The following is a 17,192-nucleotide window of genomic DNA, read 5'->3' as shown; positions in this document are numbered from 1 at the left end:
GTCGGCGGCCGGGGTGCCCGGGCGCGGTGAGTACTGGAAGGTGAAGGCGCTGGCGAACCGGGACGCCGCGACGACGTCGAGGGTGGCCTGGAAGTCCTCCTCGGTCTCCCCGGGGAAACCGACGATGATGTCGGTGCTGATCGCGGCGTCGGGGATGGCGGCCCGCACCCGGTCGAGGATGCCGAGGAACCGTGCCGAGCGGTAGGAGCGCCGCATGGCGCGCAGGATCCGGTCCGAGCCGGACTGCAACGGCATGTGGAGCTGGGGCATGACGTTGGGCGTCTGCGCCATCGCCTCGATGACGTCGTCGGTGAACGCGGCCGGGTGCGGCGAGGTGAAGCGCACCCGCTCCAGGCCCTCGATGTCGCCGCAGGCGCGCAGCAGCTTCGCGAAGGCGCCGCGGTCGCCGAAGCCGACGCCGTAGGAGTTGACGTTCTGGCCCAGCAGGGTGACCTCGACGGCGCCCTGCGCGACGACGGCCTGCACCTCGGCGAGAACGTCACCCGGGCGGCGGTCGCGCTCCTTGCCGCGCAGGTGCGGGACGATGCAGAAGGTGCAGGTGTTGTTGCACCCCACGGAGATCGACACCCACGCCGCGTAGGCGGACTCGCGCTTGGTCGGCAGCGTCGAGGGGAAGACCTTGAGCGACTCCTCGATCTCCACCTGCGCCTCGGCGTTGTGCCGGGCCCGTTCGAGGAGGGTGGGCAGCACGTCGAGGTTGTGGGTGCCGAAGACGACGTCGACCCACGGCGCCTTCTCCACGAGGCCGTCCCGCAGCTGCTGGGCCAGGCAGCCGCCGACGGCGATCTGCATGCCGGGCCGGCGACGCTTGACCGCGGCGAGGTGGCCGAGGTTGCCGAAGAGCCGGGTGGCGGCGTTCTCCCGCACCGAGCAGGTGTTGATGACGACGACGTCCGCGCCCTGCCCGAGCGGGTCACCGGCGGTGGCCGGCTCGGCCGGGACGTACCCGGCGGCCTCGAGCATCCCGGCCAGCCGCTCGGAGTCGTGCACGTTCATCTGGCAGCCCATCGTGCGCACGACGTAGGTGCGGGGCGGGGTCACGGTGGCAGTCATCGTCGGGCCAGTCTAGTTGCCCGGGAAGGGCCCGCTGCAGGGGCCGCGGAGGGCCGCCGACACGTAGCCGGACTGTGACCTGAATTGCATGACCGCCATCACATTGTGTAGTTAGGTTGGCCACTATGACCGAGCCGGGCCCCCACGCAATGCCTCCACCGACCACCGAACCTCTCGTCGAGATGCGCGACGTCAACAAGTGGTTCGGTGAGCTCCACGTCCTGAAGAACATCAACCTCACCGTGCACCGCGGCGAGGTGGTCGTCGTCATCGGGCCCTCCGGGTCGGGCAAGTCGACGCTGTGCCGCACCATCAACCGCCTGGAGACGATCGACTCGGGCCAGATCCTCATCGACGGCACCCCCCTCCCCGAGGAGGGCAAGGCGCTGGCCAAGCTCCGGGCCGACGTCGGGATGGTCTTCCAGTCCTTCAACCTCTTCGCGCACAAGACGGTGCTGGACAACGTCACCCTCGGCCCGACCAAGGTCAAGGGGATGCGCCCCAAGGAGGCGCGCGACCTGGCGATGGACCTGCTGGAGCGGGTCGGTGTGGCCAACCAGGCCGGCAAGCTGCCCGCCCAGCTGTCCGGCGGCCAGCAGCAGCGCGTGGCGATCGCCCGCGCGCTGGCGATGCAACCGAAGGTCATGCTCTTCGACGAGCCGACCTCCGCGCTGGACCCGGAGATGATCAACGAGGTCCTCGACGTCATGACGAGGCTGGCGCGCACCGGGATGACGATGGTCGTCGTCACCCACGAGATGGGCTTCGCCCGCAAGGCCGGTGACCGCGTCGTGTTCATGGACGCGGGCGAGATCGTCGAGGAGAAGGACCCCGAGGCGTTCTTCACCCACGCCGAGACGGACCGCGCCAAGGACTTCCTGTCCAAGATCCTCACCCACTGACCGACGGCTCACCCCCGACGCCGTACTTCGAAGGAGAAACACGTATGCGCAAGACCCGGAACTCCCTGATCGCGCTGGCAGCCGCCGGCGTGCTGGCGCTGACCGCCTGCGGCGACGACAACGGCGGGGGCTCCGGCGACGCGCCGGACCCGTCGGAGTTCCCCGAGGGCAGCACGATGGCGCGCATCGCCGAGGAGGGGACCATCACCATCGGCACGAAGTTCGACCAGCCGCTCTTCGGCCTGCAGGGCCCGGACGGTGTGCCGGTCGGTTTCGACGTCGAGATCGGCAAGCTCATCGCCGACGCCCTCGGCGTGGAGGCGGAGTTCGTCGAGGCACAGTCCGCCCAGCGCGAGACGCTCATCGAGAACGGCTCGGTGGACATCGTCGTGGCGACCTACACGATCAACGACACCCGCAAGGAGGTCGTCGACTTCGCCGGGCCGTACTACATCGCCGGCCAGTCGCTCATGGTGCTGCAGGACAACACCGACATCAACGGCCCCGACGACCTCGCCGGCAAGCGTGTGTGCTCCGCCGACGGGTCCACCCCGGCGCAGAACATCGCCGAGAACTACCCCGAGGCCGAGCTCGTCACCTACGGTGCCTACACCGACTGCCTCGACCCGCTGCTCAGCGGCCAGGTCGACGCGGTGACCACGGACAACGTCATCCTCGCCGGCTACGTCGACGAGTCGCCGGACGACTTCAAGCTCGTGGGTGACCTCTTCACCGAGGAGCCCTACGGCATCGGCCTGAAGAAGGGCGACGACGAGTTCCGCGACTTCATCAACGACGTCCTCGAGGAGTCCTACGAGAACGGCGACTGGGAGAAGGCCTGGAACGAGACGGCGGGCGTCGTCCTCGACCTGCCGGAGCCCCCGGCGGTCGACCGCTACTGAGCGCAGCGCACGCGGCGGCCCGGGCGGTGTCCCGGGCCGCCGCACCCGCACCAGGGAGCACCTGTCATGAACGTCGTCCTCGACAACCTGCCGGCCTTCTGGAACGGCTTCCTCACCACGCTCTACCTCGCCGTGGTCACGGGCGTCGTCTCGCTCGTCGTCGGCATCCTGCTCGCCGCGATGCGTGTCTCGCCTCTCTCCACGCTGCGCTGGGTGTCCACCGCGTGGGTGGAGGTCATGCGCAACACCCCGCTGACACTGATCTTCATCTTCGTCTCCAGTGTCCTGCTGACGATGGACATCCTCATCCCGATCGGCCGGACCCAGGCGATCGTGGCCCTGTCCGTCTACACCTCCGCCTTCGTCTGTGAGGCGGTCCGCTCGGGCATCAACAGCGTCGGCATCGGCCAGGCCGAGGCGGCCCGCGCGATCGGGCTCACCGGCGGGCAGTCGCTGCAGCTCATCGTCATGCCGCAGGCGGTGCGCACGGTCATCCCGCCGATCATCAACGTGCTCATCGCGATGGTGAAGAACACCTCGATCGCCGCCGGGTTCGCCACCGCCGAGCTGGTGTCGACGGCCCGCACGGTCGCCCTGGCCAACCCGGGCACCGCGCTGTGGGTGTTCACCGGGATCGCGGTCTTCTACCTCCTCATCACGGTGCCGGCGGGCACCCTGGCCAACCGGATCGAGCAGAAGGTGGCGTTCGCGCGATGAGCACCAGCACCGTCCTCTACGACGCCCCGGGCCCGGTGACCCGACGCCGGCAGCGCATGCTGTCCGCGCTCGCGGGACTCCTCATCCTCGCCGTGTTCGCCGCGGGCATCGTCGCGATGTACCGCAACGGCATCTTCAACGACCGCTGGCTCGTCCTCGTCGACCCGCCCCGCGGCCAGTCGGCGAAGGACGTGTGGTGGGGCTCGCTGCTGTGGGGCGGCCTCATCCAGGGCACGCTCAAGGCGGCCGCGCTGGCGATGCCGCTCGCCGGTGTCCTCGCCCTCGCCCTGGTCATGCTGCGCACCTCGCCCCGGCGGGCGGTGAGCGCCCCCACCCGGTGGGTCATCGAGATCTTCCGCGGGCTGCCGGTGCTCGTGCTCATGATGTTCGGGTACTTCGTCTTCGGCTTCAGCCCCTTCTCCTCGGTCGTCTTCGGCCTGGTCATCTACAACGCCGCGATCGTCGGGGAGATCCTGCGCGCCGGGCTCGCGTCGCTGGCCAAGGGGCAGGGCGAGGCGGGGTTGGCCATCGGGCTCACCTGGGCGCAGAACTTCTTCATCATCATGCTGCCGCAGGCGATCCGGGTCATGCTGCCGAGCCTCATCGCCCAGCTCGTCGTCCTCCTCAAGGACACCTCGATCGGCTTCATCATCGCCTACCCCGAGCTGCTGCGGGCCTTCCAGCTCAACTACAACTTCTTCGGCCACGAGAGCCGGCTGCCGCTGTTCGTCGCCACCCTGGCGATCTACCTCACGCTGAACTTCACGCTCACCCGCGTGGCGATCTTCGTCGAGGCCCGGCTGCGGCAGCGTGGCCAGAAGGCCGAGCTGCCCGGCCAGATCGCGGCGATGAACCCGGCGACGGGCCGGACGCAGCGCTGAGTCTCACGCCCCTCACCCGGCAGCGCGCACGCCGGTGCACCGCCGGGTGACGGGCAGGACGTACCCGGGAACCCGCACCGGGGAACGGCCCAGTCCTCGACTGTCGAGGACTGGGCCTCGCTGTCGACGGCTGCGGTCCCCGCCGTCCCGGACCCTCCTCACCGACGACGGCTCAGGACAAGTCGTCGACGTCCGGGAGCTCCTCGTCCCCGTCGGCGGCGAGCGCCTCGGCCACCGCACGCATGGTCACACCGGGTGAGTAGCCCTTGCGGGCGAGCATCCCGGCGAGCCGGCGGCGCCGCTTGACCGGGTCCAGCCCGCGGGTGGCCCGGGCCCGGCGGCGCGCGAGCTCGCGGGCGGCCGCCAGCTCGGTGTCGTCGTCGATCTGTTCCAGCGCCTGCTCGGCGACCTCCGGGTCGACACCCTTGCGGCGCAGCTCGTGGGCCAGCGCCCGACGTGCCAGGCCGCGCTCCTGGTGCCGGGTGCGGACGAGCATCTCGGCGTAGGCGGCGTCGTCGACGAGGCCGACCTCCTCGAAACGGTCGAGGAGCCGCTCGGCGAGGTCGTCGGGCACGTTGCGCGCCGCGAGCTTCTCGGCGAGCTGGGCCCGACTGCGCGGCGCCGCCGCGAGCTGGCGCAGCAGGATCGCCCGGGCGACGTCCTCGCCGGGCGGCTCGCGGTCCTCGGCGGCGGATCCGGTGGTCGGGGGCTCAGGCGCGGACCCCCGACCACCGGACGGACGGGGGGAGGTCAGAAGTCGACCTCCGCCTCGGGTGCCTCATCCTCGGACGCGGCACCGCCGATGCCGAGCTTGGTGAGGATCTTCTGCTCGATCTCGACGGCGAGCTCGGGGTTGTCCCGCAGGAAGCGGCGAGCGTTTTCCTTGCCCTGGCCGAGCTGGTCCCCCTCGTAGGTGAACCAGGCACCGGACTTGCGCACGATCCCGTGCTCCACGCCGAGGTCGATGAGCCCGCCCTCCCGGGAGATGCCCCGGCCGTAGAGGATGTCGAACTCGGCCTGCTTGAAAGGCGGGGCCATCTTGTTCTTGACGATCTTGGCGCGCGTGCGGTTGCCGACCGGCTCGGAGCCCTCCTTGAGGGTCTCGATGCGGCGGACGTCGATACGCACCGAGGCGTAGAACTTCAGCGCCTTGCCGCCGGTGGTGGTCTCCGGGGAGCCGAAGAACACCCCGATCTTCTCGCGCAGCTGGTTGATGAAGATCGCCGTGGTGCCCGAGGCGGACAGCGCACCGGTGATCTTGCGCAGCGCCTGGGACATGAGCCGGGCCTGCAGCCCGACGTGGGAGTCACCCATCTCGCCCTCGATCTCGGCCTTGGGCACGAGCGCCGCGACCGAGTCGACGACGACGATGTCCAGCGCGCCGGAGCGGATGAGCATGTCCATGATCTCCAGCGCCTGCTCACCGGTGTCGGGCTGGGAGACGAGCAGGGCGTCGGTGTCGACCCCGAGCTTCTTGGCGTACTCGGGGTCGAGCGCGTGCTCCGCGTCGATGAAGGCGGCGATCCCACCGGCCTTCTGGGCGTTGGCCACGGCGTGGAGGGCGACCGTCGTCTTGCCCGACGACTCCGGGCCGTAGATCTCCACGATCCGGCCGCGGGGCAGGCCCCCGATGCCGAGGGCGACGTCCAGCGCCACCGACCCGGTGGGGATGACCTCGACCTTGGGCCGGGAGTCGTCCCCCAGCCGCATGATCGAGCCCTTGCCGAACTGGCGGTCGATCTGGCTGAGCGCGGCCTCCAGGGCCTTGCTGCGGTCTGCTACGGGAGCGGCCATGTGGGTTCTCCTTGCATCGTGGCCGGGGGCCCGGCCGGGCGGAACAGGGCTGGTCTGTGCAGGGCCCGCCCTCTCCGGACGGCTACCTGTGGGGAGGCTATGCCCGACCACCGACATCCGGACCTCAGGCCCCACCGGCTGTGGAGACCCGCGGCCCGTCCTTCCCTGAGGACCACAGTAGTCCGAACGGCTGTTCGACCCGGCCCGACACGCGCGTGTCGGCGCGGTCAGCGGCGCTTGCGGTCCAGCGTGCCGCGGTGCCGCCAGCGCACCCGCTCGTCGAGCTCCATCTCCTCGCACACGGCGTCCCACACCTCCTGCGGCGGGACACCGTCGGCGAGCGCCTGGTCGGGGGTGCGGTTGCCGAGCGGGAGCAGGACGAGCTCGGCGGCCAGCGTCCGTCCGTAGGCGGAGCCGAAGGTCTCCTCCAGCGCCTGGCGGAACTCCGAGTGCTTCACCGCACCAGCGTGCCACGCCGACGGCGTCCCCCGCACCGTCGTCCCGGCCGGGGAGTGCGTGTGGGACCTTGCCTGCACAATGACCCCATGACGGCGGACGGTCTCACCGGCTTCTCCGGCCCCACGCGCGCGTGGTTCGCCGGCGCCTTCGCCGCGCCGACGGCGGCGCAGACCGGCGCGTGGGAGGCGATCCGCGCCGGTGACCACGCCCTCGTCGTCGCCCCCACCGGCTCGGGGAAGACCCTCTCCGCCTTCCTCTGGTCGGTGGACCGCCTGCTCACCGGTCCCGAGCCGGAGCCGCAGCGCCGCGCCCGTGTCGTCTACGTCTCCCCGCTCAAGGCACTGGCCGCGGACGTCGAGCGCAACCTGCGCTCCCCGCTCGTCGGCATCACCCGGGCGGCGGAGTCCTCGGGCACCCCGCGGCGCGAGGTCACCGTCGGGGTCCGCACCGGGGACACCCCCGCCGCGGAGCGCCGCACGCTGGCCACCCGGCCCCCCGACATCCTCATCACCACCCCGGAGTCGCTCTACCTCGTCCTCACCTCCGCGGCGCGCGAGGGGCTGCGCGGCGTGGAGACCGTCATCGTCGACGAGGTGCACGCCGTGGCCGGGACGAAGCGGGGCGCCCACCTGGCGGTCACCCTCGAACGGCTCGACGCCCTGCTCCCCCGCCCGGCGCAGCGCATCGGGCTGTCGGCCACGGTGCGGCCGGTCGAGGCCGTCGCCCGGTTCCTCGCCGGCACCCGGTCGCTGGAGGACGGCGGGCGCCCGGTGCGCATCGTGCGGCCGGAGGTCGCCAAGGAGCTGCAGATCGACGTCGTCGTCCCGGTCCCGGACCTGTCCGAGCTGCCCGAGCCGGCCGGCCCGGCAGGCGACGACGGGCCCGACCTGTCCGGCAGCGCCGCCGGGCGGCTGCCCGGACCGCACCGGGCCTCCATCTGGCCGCACGTCGAGGAGCGGCTCGTCGACCTCATCACCGCCCACCGCTCGACGATCGTCTTCGCCAACTCCCGGCGCGGGGCGGAGCGACTCGCCGCGCGGGTCAACGAGCTCTGGGCCGACCGGCGGGCCGGGCCCGGGGGAACCGCCCCGGGCACGGGCGACACGTGGGCCGCCCAGGTCCCCGGACAGTCGGGCACGGCAGCCCCGGCCGCGGACGGCGAGCTCGCCCGGGCCCACCACGGCTCCATGAGCCGCGAGGAGCGCACGCGCATCGAGACGGCGCTGAAGTCGGGCACCCTGCCCGCCGTCATCGCCACCTCCACCCTCGAGCTCGGCATCGACATGGGCGCCGTCGACCTCGTCGTCCAGGTGGGCGCCCCGCCGTCGGTCGCCTCCGCCCTCCAGCGCATCGGGCGGGCCGGCCACCAGGTCGGCGCGCTGTCCCGCGGAGTGGTCCTGCCCACCCACCGCGGGGACCTCCTGGCGGCGGCCGTCAGTTCGGTGCGCGCACAGGACGGCGCGATCGAGGAGCTCCACGTGGTGAGCAACCCGCTGGACGTCCTCGCCCAGCAGGTGGTGGCGATGCTCGCCGTGGAGGACTGGTCGGTCGAGGAGCTCGCCGCCCTCGTCCGGCGCAGCGCCCCGTTCGAGTCCCTCGGCGACGCCTCGCTGTACGCCGTCCTCGACATGCTCTCCGGGCGCTACCCCAGCGAGGACTTCGCCGAACTGCGTCCGCGGGTGGTGTGGGACCGCGCCGCCGGCACGCTCAGCGCGCGGCCCGGGGCACTGCGGCTGGCGACGACGAGCGGCGGCACCATCCCCGACCGCGGGCTCTACGGCGTCTTCCTCGCCGCCGGGGCGGCGGCGGAGGACGCCGGGTCGGTCACCTCCGGCGGGCGGGGCGGACGGCGGGTCGGGGAGCTCGACGAGGAGATGGTCTTCGAGTCCCGCGTCGGGGACACCTTCACCCTCGGCTCGAGCACGTGGCGCATCGAGGACATCACCCCGGACCGGGTGCTCGTCTCCCCCGCACCCGGGCAGCCCGGGCGCCTGCCCTTCTGGAAGGGCGACTCCCCCGGCCGGCCGGCCGAGCTGGGCCGGGCGCTCGGGCGGTTCGTCCGGGAGACGGCCGCGCTGCCGGCCGAGGAGGCGCACGCCCGGCTCGCCGAGCAGGGCCTGGACGAGTGGGCCCGCGACAACCTCCTCGCCTACCTCCACGAGCAGCGTGAGCACGCCCACCTCAGCGACGACCGCACCATCGTCCTGGAGCGCTTCCGCGACGAGCTCGGCGACTGGCGGCTGGTCATCCACTCCCCCCACGGCTCGCGGGTGCACACCCCGTGGGCGCTGGTCCTCGCCGCCCGGCTGCGCGAACAGCTCGGGATGGACGTCGCCGCGATGGCCGCGGACGACGGCATCGTCCTGCGGCTGCCCGACGTCGGTCCGGACGGCGGGCAGCTGCCGGTCACGGCCGAGGACCTCCTCCTCGACCCGGACGAGGTAACCGGGCAGGTGGTGGAGGCGCTCGCCGGCTCGGCCCACTTCGCCGCCCGCTTCCGGGAGGCGGCCGCCCGTGCCCTGCTGCTGCCCCGCCGCCGTCCCGACCGCCGCCAGCCGCTGTGGCAGCAGCGGCACCGCGCCGCCCAGCTCCTCTCCGTCGCCGCCGACCACCCCGACTTCCCGATCGTCCTGGAGACCGTGCGTGAGTGCCTCCAGGACGACTTCGACACCCCCGCCCTGGCCGAGCTCATGGGCCGGGTCCTGCGGCGGGACGTGCGGGTCGTCGAGGTCGCCACCCCGAGCCCCTCCCCCTTCGCCCGCACCCTGCTCCTCGGCTACGTCGGCCAGTTCCTCTACGACGGCGACGCCCCGGCCGCCGAGCGCCGCGCCGCCGCACTGACGCTCGACCCCCGGCTGCTCGCCGAGCTCATCGGCCCCGGTGCCGGTGACCTCGCCGATCTCCTCGACCCGCTCGCCCTCGCCGAGGTCGAGGCCGAGGTGTCCCTGCGCCGCTACCCGGCACAGGACCCGGAGTCGCTGGTCGACCTCGTGCGCCGGCTCGGGCCGGTGACGACGGCGGACCTCGCCGCGCGCTGCGAACCCGCCGACGCCGCCGCGGCCTGGCTCGCCGAGCTGGAGGGGGCCCGGCGCGTCATGCGGGTGACCGTGCGGGGCGAGGAGCGGTGGGCGGTGGTGGAGGACTCCGCCCGGCTGCGGGACGCACTCGGTGTCGCGCTGCCCGTCGGGCTGCCGGAGGAGGTGCTGCGGCCGGTCGGCGACCCGCTCGGTGACCTCGTGCGCCGCTACGCCCGCACCCACGGCCCCTTCACCGCCGAGGAGCTCGCCGCGCACCTCGGGCTCGGCACGGCCGCGCTCACACCGGTGCTGCGCCGTCTCACCGCCGCCGCCGGCCTCGTCACCGGGCGGCTGCGGCCCGGGGAGGAGGCCGCGGCCGAGCAGTACTGCGACGCCGAGGTGCTGCGCCGGATCCGGCGCCGCACGCTGGCGGTGCTGCGCTCGGAGGTGGAGGCGGTGCCTGCGGCGACGCTCGGCTCCTTCCTCCCCCGGTGGCAGCAGGTCGGGTCGGCCGGCACCGGGACGGCGGCGCTCGGCTCCGTCGTCGACCAGCTCGCCGGGGCACGGGTGCCGGCCTCGGCGCTGGAGTCGCTGGTCCTCCCGGCGCGGGTCTCCGACTACCGGCCGGCGCTGCTCGACGAGCTCACCACGGCCGGTGAGGTCGTGTGGTGCGGCGCGGGCGGACTGCCCGGCGTGGACGGCTACCTCGTGCTGGCACCCGCCGACTCCCCCGAGCTGCTCCCCCCGCCCCAGGAGCTGCCCGACTCCGCCGTGGCACGGGCGGTGCTCGAGGTGCTGAGCTCCGGCGGGATCTTCTACCGCGACCTCCTCGCCGAGGTCCAGGCGCAGGAGCAGGGTGCGAGCGGCACGGAGGTCCTCGAGGCGCTCTGGGAGCTCGTGTGGGCCGGCTACGTCACCAACGACTCCCTCGCCCCGGTCCGGGCCCGCCTTGCCGGTGGACGGCCGGCACACCACTCCCAGCGTCGCCCACCCCGTGCCCACGGGGCGCTGTCCCGCCGCCGCTCGCTCGTGGCGGCCGCCGGCGCCCGCCCCGGTACGCCGCTGCCGCCGTCCGCCGCGGGCCGGTGGTCGCTCGTCGCCCGGGACGCGGACGCCACCACCGCCACCCTCGCCCAGGTGGCCGCCCTGCTCGAACGGCACGGCGTCCTCACCCGCGGGGCGGCCGGCCTGGAGGACCTGCCCGGCGGCTTCGCCACCGCCTACCCGGTGCTCACCCGACTGGAGGACGCGGGCAAGGTGCGCCGCGGCTACCTCCTCGAGGGGCTCGGGGCGGCCCAGTTCGCCCTGCCCGAGTGCGTCGACCTGCTCCGTGACACCGCCCGGCGCGCCGTCGCGGACCCGCTGCTGCTCGCCGCGACCGACCCGGCCAACCCGTACGGCGCCGCCCTGCCGTGGCCCGAGCCGGCCACCGAGGGGGCCCGGCCGCGGCGGGCCGCGGGCGCCGTCGTCGTCCTCCTCGGGGGCGAGCTGTGCCTCTACGTCGAGCGGGGTGGGCGCACCCTGCTCACCTTCACCACCGACCCGGACCGGTTGACCGCCGCCGCGCACGCGCTGGCGGAGGCCGTCCGGCGCGGCAGGCTCGGCCGGGTCACGCTGCAACGGGTCGACGGTGACGCCGCGCTCGCCACCGACGGCACCGTCCGGGCCGCGCTGGAGGAGGCCGGCTTCTTCGCCCACCCCCGGGGGCTGCGGCTGCGGGAGCGCGACCGGTCGACCCCCACCGGGCGGGAGGGGGCACGTGCCGGAGGGTGACATCGTCCTGCGGGTCGCCCGCCGGCTCGACCTCGCCCTCGCCGGGCAGCGGCTCGTGCGCGGCGAGCTGCGCTGGGGCGACCTCGGGGACACCGACCTCGCGGGGGTCGTCGTCACCGGCAACCACCCCGTGGGCAAGCACCTGCTCACCCGCCTCGACGACGGCCGCACCCTGCACACCCACCTGCGGATGGACGGCAGCTGGTGGATCACCCGTGCCGGTGAGGAGCGCGGGGCCGACCGGTCGCACCGGGTCCGGGCGGTGCTCGGCACCGACAGGTGGACCTGCATCGGCCGCAGCCTCGGCATGCTCGACCTCGTCCGGACCCGCGACGAGCACCTGCTCGTCGGGCACCTCGGCCCCGACCTGCTCGCCGCCGGCGTCGACCTGGAGGAGTGCGCCCGCCGGGTGCGCGCCCAGGGCGACCGGCCCATCGGCGCGGTGCTGCTGGACCAGACCGTCGTCGCCGGGATCGGCACGCTCTACCTCGCCGAGTCGCTGTGGGCGCACCGGGTCCACCCCCTGCGGCCGGCGCGGGACGTCACCGAGCCCGTCTGCGCCACCGCGCGCGCCCTCATGCTCCGCTCGGCGGACGCCCCGCTGCCCACCGCCACCGGGGAGACCGCGCCCGGACGCACCTCGCACGTGCACGGCCGCCGGGGCCGGCCGTGCCGCCGGTGCGGCACACCGATCGCCGAGCTCGCGGTCGGCCCACCGGGCCAGGAGCGGCCCGCGTTCTTCTGCCCGGCCTGCCAGCCCGCGTAGGGTGCGGAGGGGCAGCCCCACCTGCCGGCCCGCGCGAGAGGTGCGACCGGCCACGCCACGGAGCCGGCGAGCGAACCCGTGACGGGGCGTCGTCACGGTGCCATGCTGGCCACCGGAGGTGCCCCATGATGTCCCGCCTGCTCGTCCCGCCGCTGCTCGCGGCGACGCTCGCCGGTGTGCCTCTCGGGACGGCCGCCGTCCCGGACGACGTCGCCGCCTGGTTCGCGGACACGGCGGCCGGGGAGGTCACCGGGGTCGAGTGGCCGGTGGACGTCGAGCACGTCACGGTGGGGGCACCCCGGCCCCAGCACCGGTGGAGCACCGAGTTCCTCGCCGGGGAGGCGACGGACACCCCGGTGACGCCGCTCGAGCAGTGGGTCGCCCCCTACGCCGGGGACGGCGTCCCGGCCGGCACGGTCGTGGCGTGGCGGGAGGAGGACGCCGTCACCCTGGCCTACGTCGACGACCACGCCGAGCTGGGCAAGGCCCTCACCGACCTCGCTCCCGACGCGGTGCTCGTCGAGGAACCGATGCTGGGGGCCTACTTCTCCCTCGTCGACGACGAGGTGACCACGCTCATCCCCGGGTTCTACCAGGGCCCCTCCTCCGCCCCGCTGTCCACCTTCCGACCGGTCCTGGCGGAGCAGCTCGACGAGCTCGTCGCCGCCGCCGTGCCGGAGCCCGCGCCCACCGCCCGCTGGTGGGTACCGGTCGTGTGGACGGGGCTGGCCCTCGCGCTGCTCACCGCACTGGCGATGGCCGGCAGGGCGCTGTGGCGGCGCTCGGCCCCCGCCTAGCCCGGCCACGGAACGCAGAAGCCCCCGGAGCCGATCGGCTCCGGGGGCTCGTGCGACGTCGTCAGGCCACGCCCGCAAGCTCCTCGCGCAGGGAGGAGACGAGCTCCTCGGGCACGGTGTCGGGGACGTGGACGCCCTCGGCCACGGCGATGCGGTCACTGACCTTCCGCAGCACGAAGGACATCGGGATGTTCAGAGCGGTGCAGATCGACGCCAGGAGCTCGGACGATGCTTCCTTCTGGCCGCGCTCCACCTCGCTGAGGTAGCCGAGGGAGACACGGGCCGCGGAGGAGACCTCGCGCAGTGTCCGCCCCTGGTGCTGGCGGATGGTCCGCAGCACGTCTCCGATCTCGCGTCGTAGGACGATCACCGGGGCCACCTCCTGTCTCTCGCCGTGCATTGTCCTACCGTACCCCGCCGCGGCCGTGGGCGCGGGCTGTGTGAGACGCCTCCCAGCAGATGGACGCTGGGGACGTACCGGGGTGCGGGCGTGGTTGGTCGTCATCACTCATGCCAACAGCGGGCCGACCAGGTTTTGTTCCCGATCCGCGAGCAGGCCCAGGGTGAGGGCGAGGGCCGCCCCCACGCTGGCGCGCCGCAGGAGCCGGCGGGTGCCCACCAGGGCGAGCCGCCGCACCCGCGTCCGCCCGGCGAGGGACGCCGCGACGTAGACGGTCCCGGCGGGCCGGCCGTCCGCCGGCCCGGGTCCGGCGACGCCGGTGGTGCCGATGCCCACGTCCGCCCGGAGCAGCCGGGCGGTGCCCTCGGCGAGCCCGCGGGCGACCGCGGGGTGCACCGGGCCCGACCGGTCGAGCACCCCCTGGTCCACGCCGAGCAGCTCGACCTTGACATCGGTCGCGTAGGCGACGACGCCGCCGCGGACCACCTCCGAGGCCCCCGGGACGTCGACCAGGGCGGCGCAGACGAGGCCCCCGGTCAACGACTCCGCGGTCGCCACCGTGAGGCCGGCGGCGCGGAGACGGGTGACGACCTCAGCCGCGGTCACCGGCGCCCCCGGCCGGGGTGCGGGCGATCCGCACGGCCCGGACGACGTAGTCGGCCCCGGTGACGACCGTGACGACGACGGCGAGCAGCATCACCCACCAGGTGACGAGCAGGACGACGTCCGCGGCGGCCGCGGGCAGCAGGGACTCCCACGGGATGAGGTAGGAGGTGATGAAGACGATCTGCAGGACGGTCTTGAGCTTGCCACCGCTGGAGGCGGCCATGACGGCGCGCCGGACCATGACGAAGCGCAGCAGCGTGATGCCGAGCTCGCGGACGATGATCGTCACCGGCACCCACCACGGGATGGTTCCCTCCGCCCACAGGAGCACGAGGGCGGTGATGACGAGCGCCTTGTCGGCGATCGGGTCGGCGATCTTGCCGAAGTCCGTCACCAGACCGCGGCTGCGCGCGATGTGACCGTCGAGCTTGTCGGTCGCCGCGGCGATGAGGAAGACGACGGCGGCGGCCACCCGGGCGGCCGTCGAGTCCCCGAACATGAGGACGGCGAACACGGGCACGAGGGCGACGCGCGCCATGGTCAGGACGTTCGCCAGGTTCCACAGCGGGACGGGGGCGGAGTTCTCCGTCGGCATGGGGTCCAGAGTACGGGCCGCGATGCCCTGCCACCCACCTTCGCCCACTACCCTCGGCGCCATGGGTCGCCATGCCGTCCGCCCACGTCCCGGCCCCCGGCCGGCAGCGGTGCTGCTGCTCCTGGTCGGGGTCGTCGCCGTCGTCGCCGTGGCCGCGCTCTGGCGACCCTGGCAGGAGGCGCCGTCCGCTGCGCCGCAGGAGCCGCCCAGCACCGCACCGCCGTCGGCGACGGCGGAGCCCACCGCCGAGCCCAGCCCCACCCCCGAGCCGCTGCCCGACGCCCGGTTCACCATCATCGGCGGCGGGGACGTGCTGCCCCACGCCACCGTCATCCGGACCGCGGCCACCGGCGACGGGTACGACTTCGTGCCGATGATGGAGGCCACCGCCGCCTACACCCGCGGCGCGGACCTCGCGCTGTGCAACCTCGAGGTGCCGGTGGCGCCGCAGGGCACCGCCCCGACCGGCTACCCCATGTTCGGCGCCCCGGAGGAGCTGCCCGCCGACCTCGCCCGGCTGGGCTGGGACGGCTGCTCCACGGGCACCAACCACACCCTGGACCGCGGGATGGACGGGCTGGTGCGCACCCTGGACCTCATGGACGCGGCCGGGCTCGGGCACGTCGGCTCCGCGCGCAGCCAGGAGGAGGCCGACAGCGCCCAGTGGTACGAGCTCGAGCGGGAGGGGCAGACGATCCGGGTCGCCCAGCTCGCCGCGACCTACGGGACGAACGGCATCCCCGTCCCGGCGGACAGCCCGTGGGCGGTCGAGCTCATCGACGCCGACCGGATCGTCCGGATGGCCGGCGAGGCCCGCGAGGCGGGGGCCGACCTCGTCGTGGCGAGCATCCACTGCTGCTCGGAGTACAGCGGGACGCCGCACCCCGACCAGGTGGCCCTCGCCGAGACGCTGGCGGAGTCCGGTCAGGTCGACCTCGTCCTCGGTCACCACGCGCACGTGCCGCAGCCGATCGAGAAGCTGTCGGGCGGGCCCGGCGGCAACGGGATGTGGGTGGCCTACGGGCTGGGCAACTTCATCTCCAACCAGGACGAGCTGTGCTGCGTTCCTCAGACGGCCACGGGCTTGCTCGCCCTCGCCCACGTCGTCAAACCGGACGGCGAGCCGGCCCGTGTCGAGTCGATGGAGTGGACGGCCGTCACGGTCGACCGGGTGGGCGGGCAGCGGCTGCACGTGCTCTCCGACCTCCTCGCCGGGGAGCGGCCGGAGGGGCTGATGCTCACCGACCAGCAGGTCGCCTCGCGCTACCAGCAGGTGCTCGACGTCGTGGGCGACGCCGCCACCGAGCGCACCGAGCCACCGGAGCCGACCGGTCCCCCGCCGACGGTCGTCCCCCGCACACCCCGCTGACCTCTCTCCCCCAGCAGCCCGCCGCCGACAGCCCACCTCCCACCGACAGCACACTTCCCACCCACAGCCCACCTCCCACCGACAGCACACTTCCCACCCACAGCCCACCTCCCACCGACAGCACACTTCCCACCGACAGCCCAATTCCCAGCGAGGGCTCAGTTCGCAACGGTCCGGCTTTGCTCGACGCTCCGGACGGGAGCACGCTAGGTGCGGCGGGCCACGATGAGGCCGTCCCACCCCTTGACACCCACCGGCTGAAGCGCGGTTGCTCGAGCTCGGCGTCGGCATCGATCGCCGCCGTCAGTCACGGCGCGGACTCCCTCGACCCCGGGGTCGCCGGTGTCAGGGGCGGCCACGGCTCCGTCGCGCACCACGTCGTCGATGACGATGACGCCACCCGGCCGGGTCAGCCTGAGCGCGGCGTCGAGGTAGGCCCGGTTGCTCGGCTTGTCCGCGTCGATGAACACGAGGTCGAACGGTCGGGTGCCGGCGTCGATGAGCGCCTGCGCCGACGTCGCGGCCGGCCCGATGATCACCTCGACCCGGTCGAGCACCTCGGCGTGGGCGAGATTCGCCCGGGCGACGGCCGCGTTCCTCTCCTCCAGGTCCAGCGACACGACCATCCCGGCCGGGCCCACGGCACGCGCGAACCAGATGGTGGAGTAGCCGGCGAGCGTCCCGAACTCCAGCACCCGCCGTGCGCCCGCGATCTTCGTCAGGAGACCGAGGAACGCCCCTCGGTTGGCGGTGACCACCGCATCGGGCATGGTCGTCCGCACACTCGACTCCCGAGCCGCGACGAGCGCGGTGTCCTCGTTCAGCAGCTCCTCGGTGAAGTAGGCGTCGACCTCACGACATCCGGCTGCCGAGTCGTACCTGTGGGACACCGTCATTCCGCGCCTCTGTTCGCCTGTCATTGAGGCGAGTCAACCCAGGCGCGTCCCGCCCGGTGGAGGAGTTCGACCGAGGTCGCGCGCTCGACAGTCGAACCGTCAGGAAGTGAGCTGTCGGTGGGAAGTGAGCTGTCGACGAGAGGTGGGCTCCCGCTGGGAACTCAGCTCGCGGGTGGGAACTGAGCTGTCGGTGGGAACTGAGCTGTCGGTGGGAACTCAGCGCTCGGTGGGAAGTGAGCTGTCG

The 17,192-nt window shown here is 73.5% G+C and carries 16 protein-coding genes; 8 read left to right on the top strand and 8 right to left on the bottom strand.

The genetic code is table 11. The features are described from left to right. On the bottom strand, nt 1-1,074 hold a 1,074-nt coding region (gene miaB, locus Q0195_RS00980; RefSeq protein ID WP_299273334.1), incomplete at its 3' end, for a tRNA (N6-isopentenyl adenosine(37)-C2)-methylthiotransferase MiaB. A gap of 149 nt (nt 1,075-1,223) precedes the next feature. Between miaB and Q0195_RS00975 the strand changes: the two genes are divergently transcribed. From Q0195_RS00975 to Q0195_RS00960, 4 genes are all read left to right on the top strand, one after another. Further along, on the top strand, nt 1,224-1,976 hold the full coding sequence (locus Q0195_RS00975) for an amino acid ABC transporter ATP-binding protein (RefSeq protein ID WP_299273341.1): 753 nt from the start codon (nt 1,224-1,226) through the stop codon (nt 1,974-1,976). A 44-nt stretch (nt 1,977-2,020) separates the two neighbouring features. Further along, nucleotides 2,021-2,878, top strand: a complete 858-nt coding sequence (locus Q0195_RS00970) for a glutamate ABC transporter substrate-binding protein (protein WP_299273332.1) — start codon at nt 2,021-2,023, stop codon at nt 2,876-2,878. Nucleotides 2,879-2,944: 66 nt separating this feature from the next. Next, entirely contained in the window at nt 2,945-3,595 is a 651-nt protein-coding gene (locus Q0195_RS00965) for an amino acid ABC transporter permease (protein WP_299273329.1), read from the top strand. Continuing rightward, nucleotides 3,592-4,476: an amino acid ABC transporter permease gene (locus tag Q0195_RS00960; RefSeq protein WP_299273326.1), complete on the top strand. Its 885-nt coding sequence runs from the start codon at nt 3,592-3,594 to the stop codon at nt 4,474-4,476. Before Q0195_RS00965 ends, Q0195_RS00960 begins: the two co-directional genes overlap by 4 nt. Nucleotides 4,477-4,648: 172 nt before the next feature. Here the strand turns inward: Q0195_RS00960 and Q0195_RS00955 are convergent, their stop codons facing one another. From Q0195_RS00955 to Q0195_RS00945, 3 genes are all read right to left on the bottom strand, one after another. Beyond that, nucleotides 4,649-5,116 carry a regulatory protein RecX gene (locus Q0195_RS00955; RefSeq protein ID WP_366518065.1) on the bottom strand — a complete coding sequence of 156 codons (468 nt, stop codon included), beginning with the start codon at nt 5,114-5,116 and terminating at the stop codon, nt 4,649-4,651. Nucleotides 5,117-5,226: 110 nt separating this feature from the next. Then, nucleotides 5,227-6,270, bottom strand: a complete 1,044-nt coding sequence (recA, locus tag Q0195_RS00950; protein ID WP_299273323.1) for a recombinase RecA — start codon at nt 6,268-6,270, stop codon at nt 5,227-5,229. Between the two features lie 227 nt (nt 6,271-6,497). Further along, nucleotides 6,498-6,728 (bottom strand): DUF3046 domain-containing protein, encoded by a 231-nt coding sequence (locus Q0195_RS00945; RefSeq protein WP_299273321.1) that lies wholly within the window; start codon nt 6,726-6,728, stop codon nt 6,498-6,500. 87 nt (nt 6,729-6,815) lie between these two features. On the opposite strand from Q0195_RS00945, the gene Q0195_RS00940 reads away from it, so the two are divergent. From Q0195_RS00940 to Q0195_RS00930, 3 genes are all read left to right on the top strand, one after another. Further along, nucleotides 6,816-11,519: an ATP-dependent helicase gene (locus Q0195_RS00940; RefSeq protein ID WP_299273319.1), complete on the top strand. Its 4,704-nt coding sequence runs from the start codon at nt 6,816-6,818 to the stop codon at nt 11,517-11,519. Beyond that, nucleotides 11,506-12,285, top strand: a complete 780-nt coding sequence (locus Q0195_RS00935) for a DNA-formamidopyrimidine glycosylase family protein (RefSeq protein WP_299273316.1) — start codon at nt 11,506-11,508, stop codon at nt 12,283-12,285. Before Q0195_RS00940 ends, Q0195_RS00935 begins: the two co-directional genes overlap by 14 nt. A gap of 125 nt (nt 12,286-12,410) precedes the next feature. Next, nucleotides 12,411-13,082, top strand: coding sequence for a hypothetical protein (locus tag Q0195_RS00930; RefSeq protein ID WP_299273314.1), 672 nt, complete (start codon nt 12,411-12,413; stop codon nt 13,080-13,082). Nucleotides 13,083-13,143: 61 nt separating this feature from the next. Here the strand turns inward: Q0195_RS00930 and Q0195_RS00925 are convergent, their stop codons facing one another. From Q0195_RS00925 to pgsA, 3 genes are all read right to left on the bottom strand, one after another. Further along, the gene (locus tag Q0195_RS00925; RefSeq protein WP_299273337.1) at nt 13,144-13,452 is read right to left on the bottom strand and encodes a helix-turn-helix transcriptional regulator; all 309 of its coding nucleotides are present in this window, start codon (nt 13,450-13,452) and stop codon (nt 13,144-13,146) included. A 138-nt stretch (nt 13,453-13,590) separates the two neighbouring features. Continuing rightward, nucleotides 13,591-14,088, bottom strand: coding sequence for a CinA family protein (locus Q0195_RS00920; RefSeq protein ID WP_299273311.1), 498 nt, complete (start codon nt 14,086-14,088; stop codon nt 13,591-13,593). Beyond that, on the bottom strand, nt 14,075-14,683 hold the full coding sequence (pgsA, locus tag Q0195_RS00915) for a CDP-diacylglycerol--glycerol-3-phosphate 3-phosphatidyltransferase (RefSeq protein ID WP_299273309.1): 609 nt from the start codon (nt 14,681-14,683) through the stop codon (nt 14,075-14,077). The genes Q0195_RS00920 and pgsA overlap by 14 nt, the downstream gene beginning before the upstream one ends. Nucleotides 14,684-14,744: 61 nt before the next feature. Here pgsA and Q0195_RS00910 point away from each other — a divergent pair, with 61 nt between their 5' ends. After that, nucleotides 14,745-16,052 (top strand): CapA family protein, encoded by a 1,308-nt coding sequence (locus tag Q0195_RS00910; RefSeq protein ID WP_299273306.1) that lies wholly within the window; start codon nt 14,745-14,747, stop codon nt 16,050-16,052. Nucleotides 16,053-16,258: 206 nt separating this feature from the next. Here the strand turns inward: Q0195_RS00910 and Q0195_RS00905 are convergent, their stop codons facing one another. Continuing rightward, nucleotides 16,259-16,948, bottom strand: a complete 690-nt coding sequence (locus Q0195_RS00905; protein ID WP_299273304.1) for an O-methyltransferase — start codon at nt 16,946-16,948, stop codon at nt 16,259-16,261. Between the last annotated feature and the right edge of the window lie 244 nt (nt 16,949-17,192).

It is taken from the genome of uncultured Georgenia sp. (assembly GCF_937958535.1).
GTDB lineage: Bacteria > Actinomycetota > Actinomycetes > Actinomycetales > Actinomycetaceae > Oceanitalea.
Note: the sequence above shows the minus strand (reverse complement) of the source record. Positions and strands in the feature narration are given on the sequence as shown.

Coding starts and splice junctions, on each gene's coding strand:
- Q0195_RS00975 (WP_299273341.1), top strand. CDS start 1,224: ATGCCTCCACCGACCACCGAACCTCTCGTCGAGATGCGCGACGTCAAC.
- Q0195_RS00970 (WP_299273332.1), top strand. CDS start 2,021: ATGCGCAAGACCCGGAACTCCCTGATCGCGCTGGCAGCCGCCGGCGTG.
- Q0195_RS00965 (WP_299273329.1), top strand. CDS start 2,945: ATGAACGTCGTCCTCGACAACCTGCCGGCCTTCTGGAACGGCTTCCTC.
- Q0195_RS00960 (WP_299273326.1), top strand. CDS start 3,592: ATGAGCACCAGCACCGTCCTCTACGACGCCCCGGGCCCGGTGACCCGA.
- recA (WP_299273323.1), bottom strand. CDS start 6,270: ATGGCCGCTCCCGTAGCAGACCGCAGCAAGGCCCTGGAGGCCGCGCTC.
- Q0195_RS00940 (WP_299273319.1), top strand. CDS start 6,816: ATGACGGCGGACGGTCTCACCGGCTTCTCCGGCCCCACGCGCGCGTGG.
- Q0195_RS00930 (WP_299273314.1), top strand. CDS start 12,411: ATGATGTCCCGCCTGCTCGTCCCGCCGCTGCTCGCGGCGACGCTCGCC.
- pgsA (WP_299273309.1), bottom strand. CDS start 14,683: ATGCCGACGGAGAACTCCGCCCCCGTCCCGCTGTGGAACCTGGCGAAC.
- Q0195_RS00910 (WP_299273306.1), top strand. CDS start 14,745: ATGGGTCGCCATGCCGTCCGCCCACGTCCCGGCCCCCGGCCGGCAGCG.
- Q0195_RS00905 (WP_299273304.1), bottom strand. CDS start 16,948: ATGACGGTGTCCCACAGGTACGACTCGGCAGCCGGATGTCGTGAGGTC.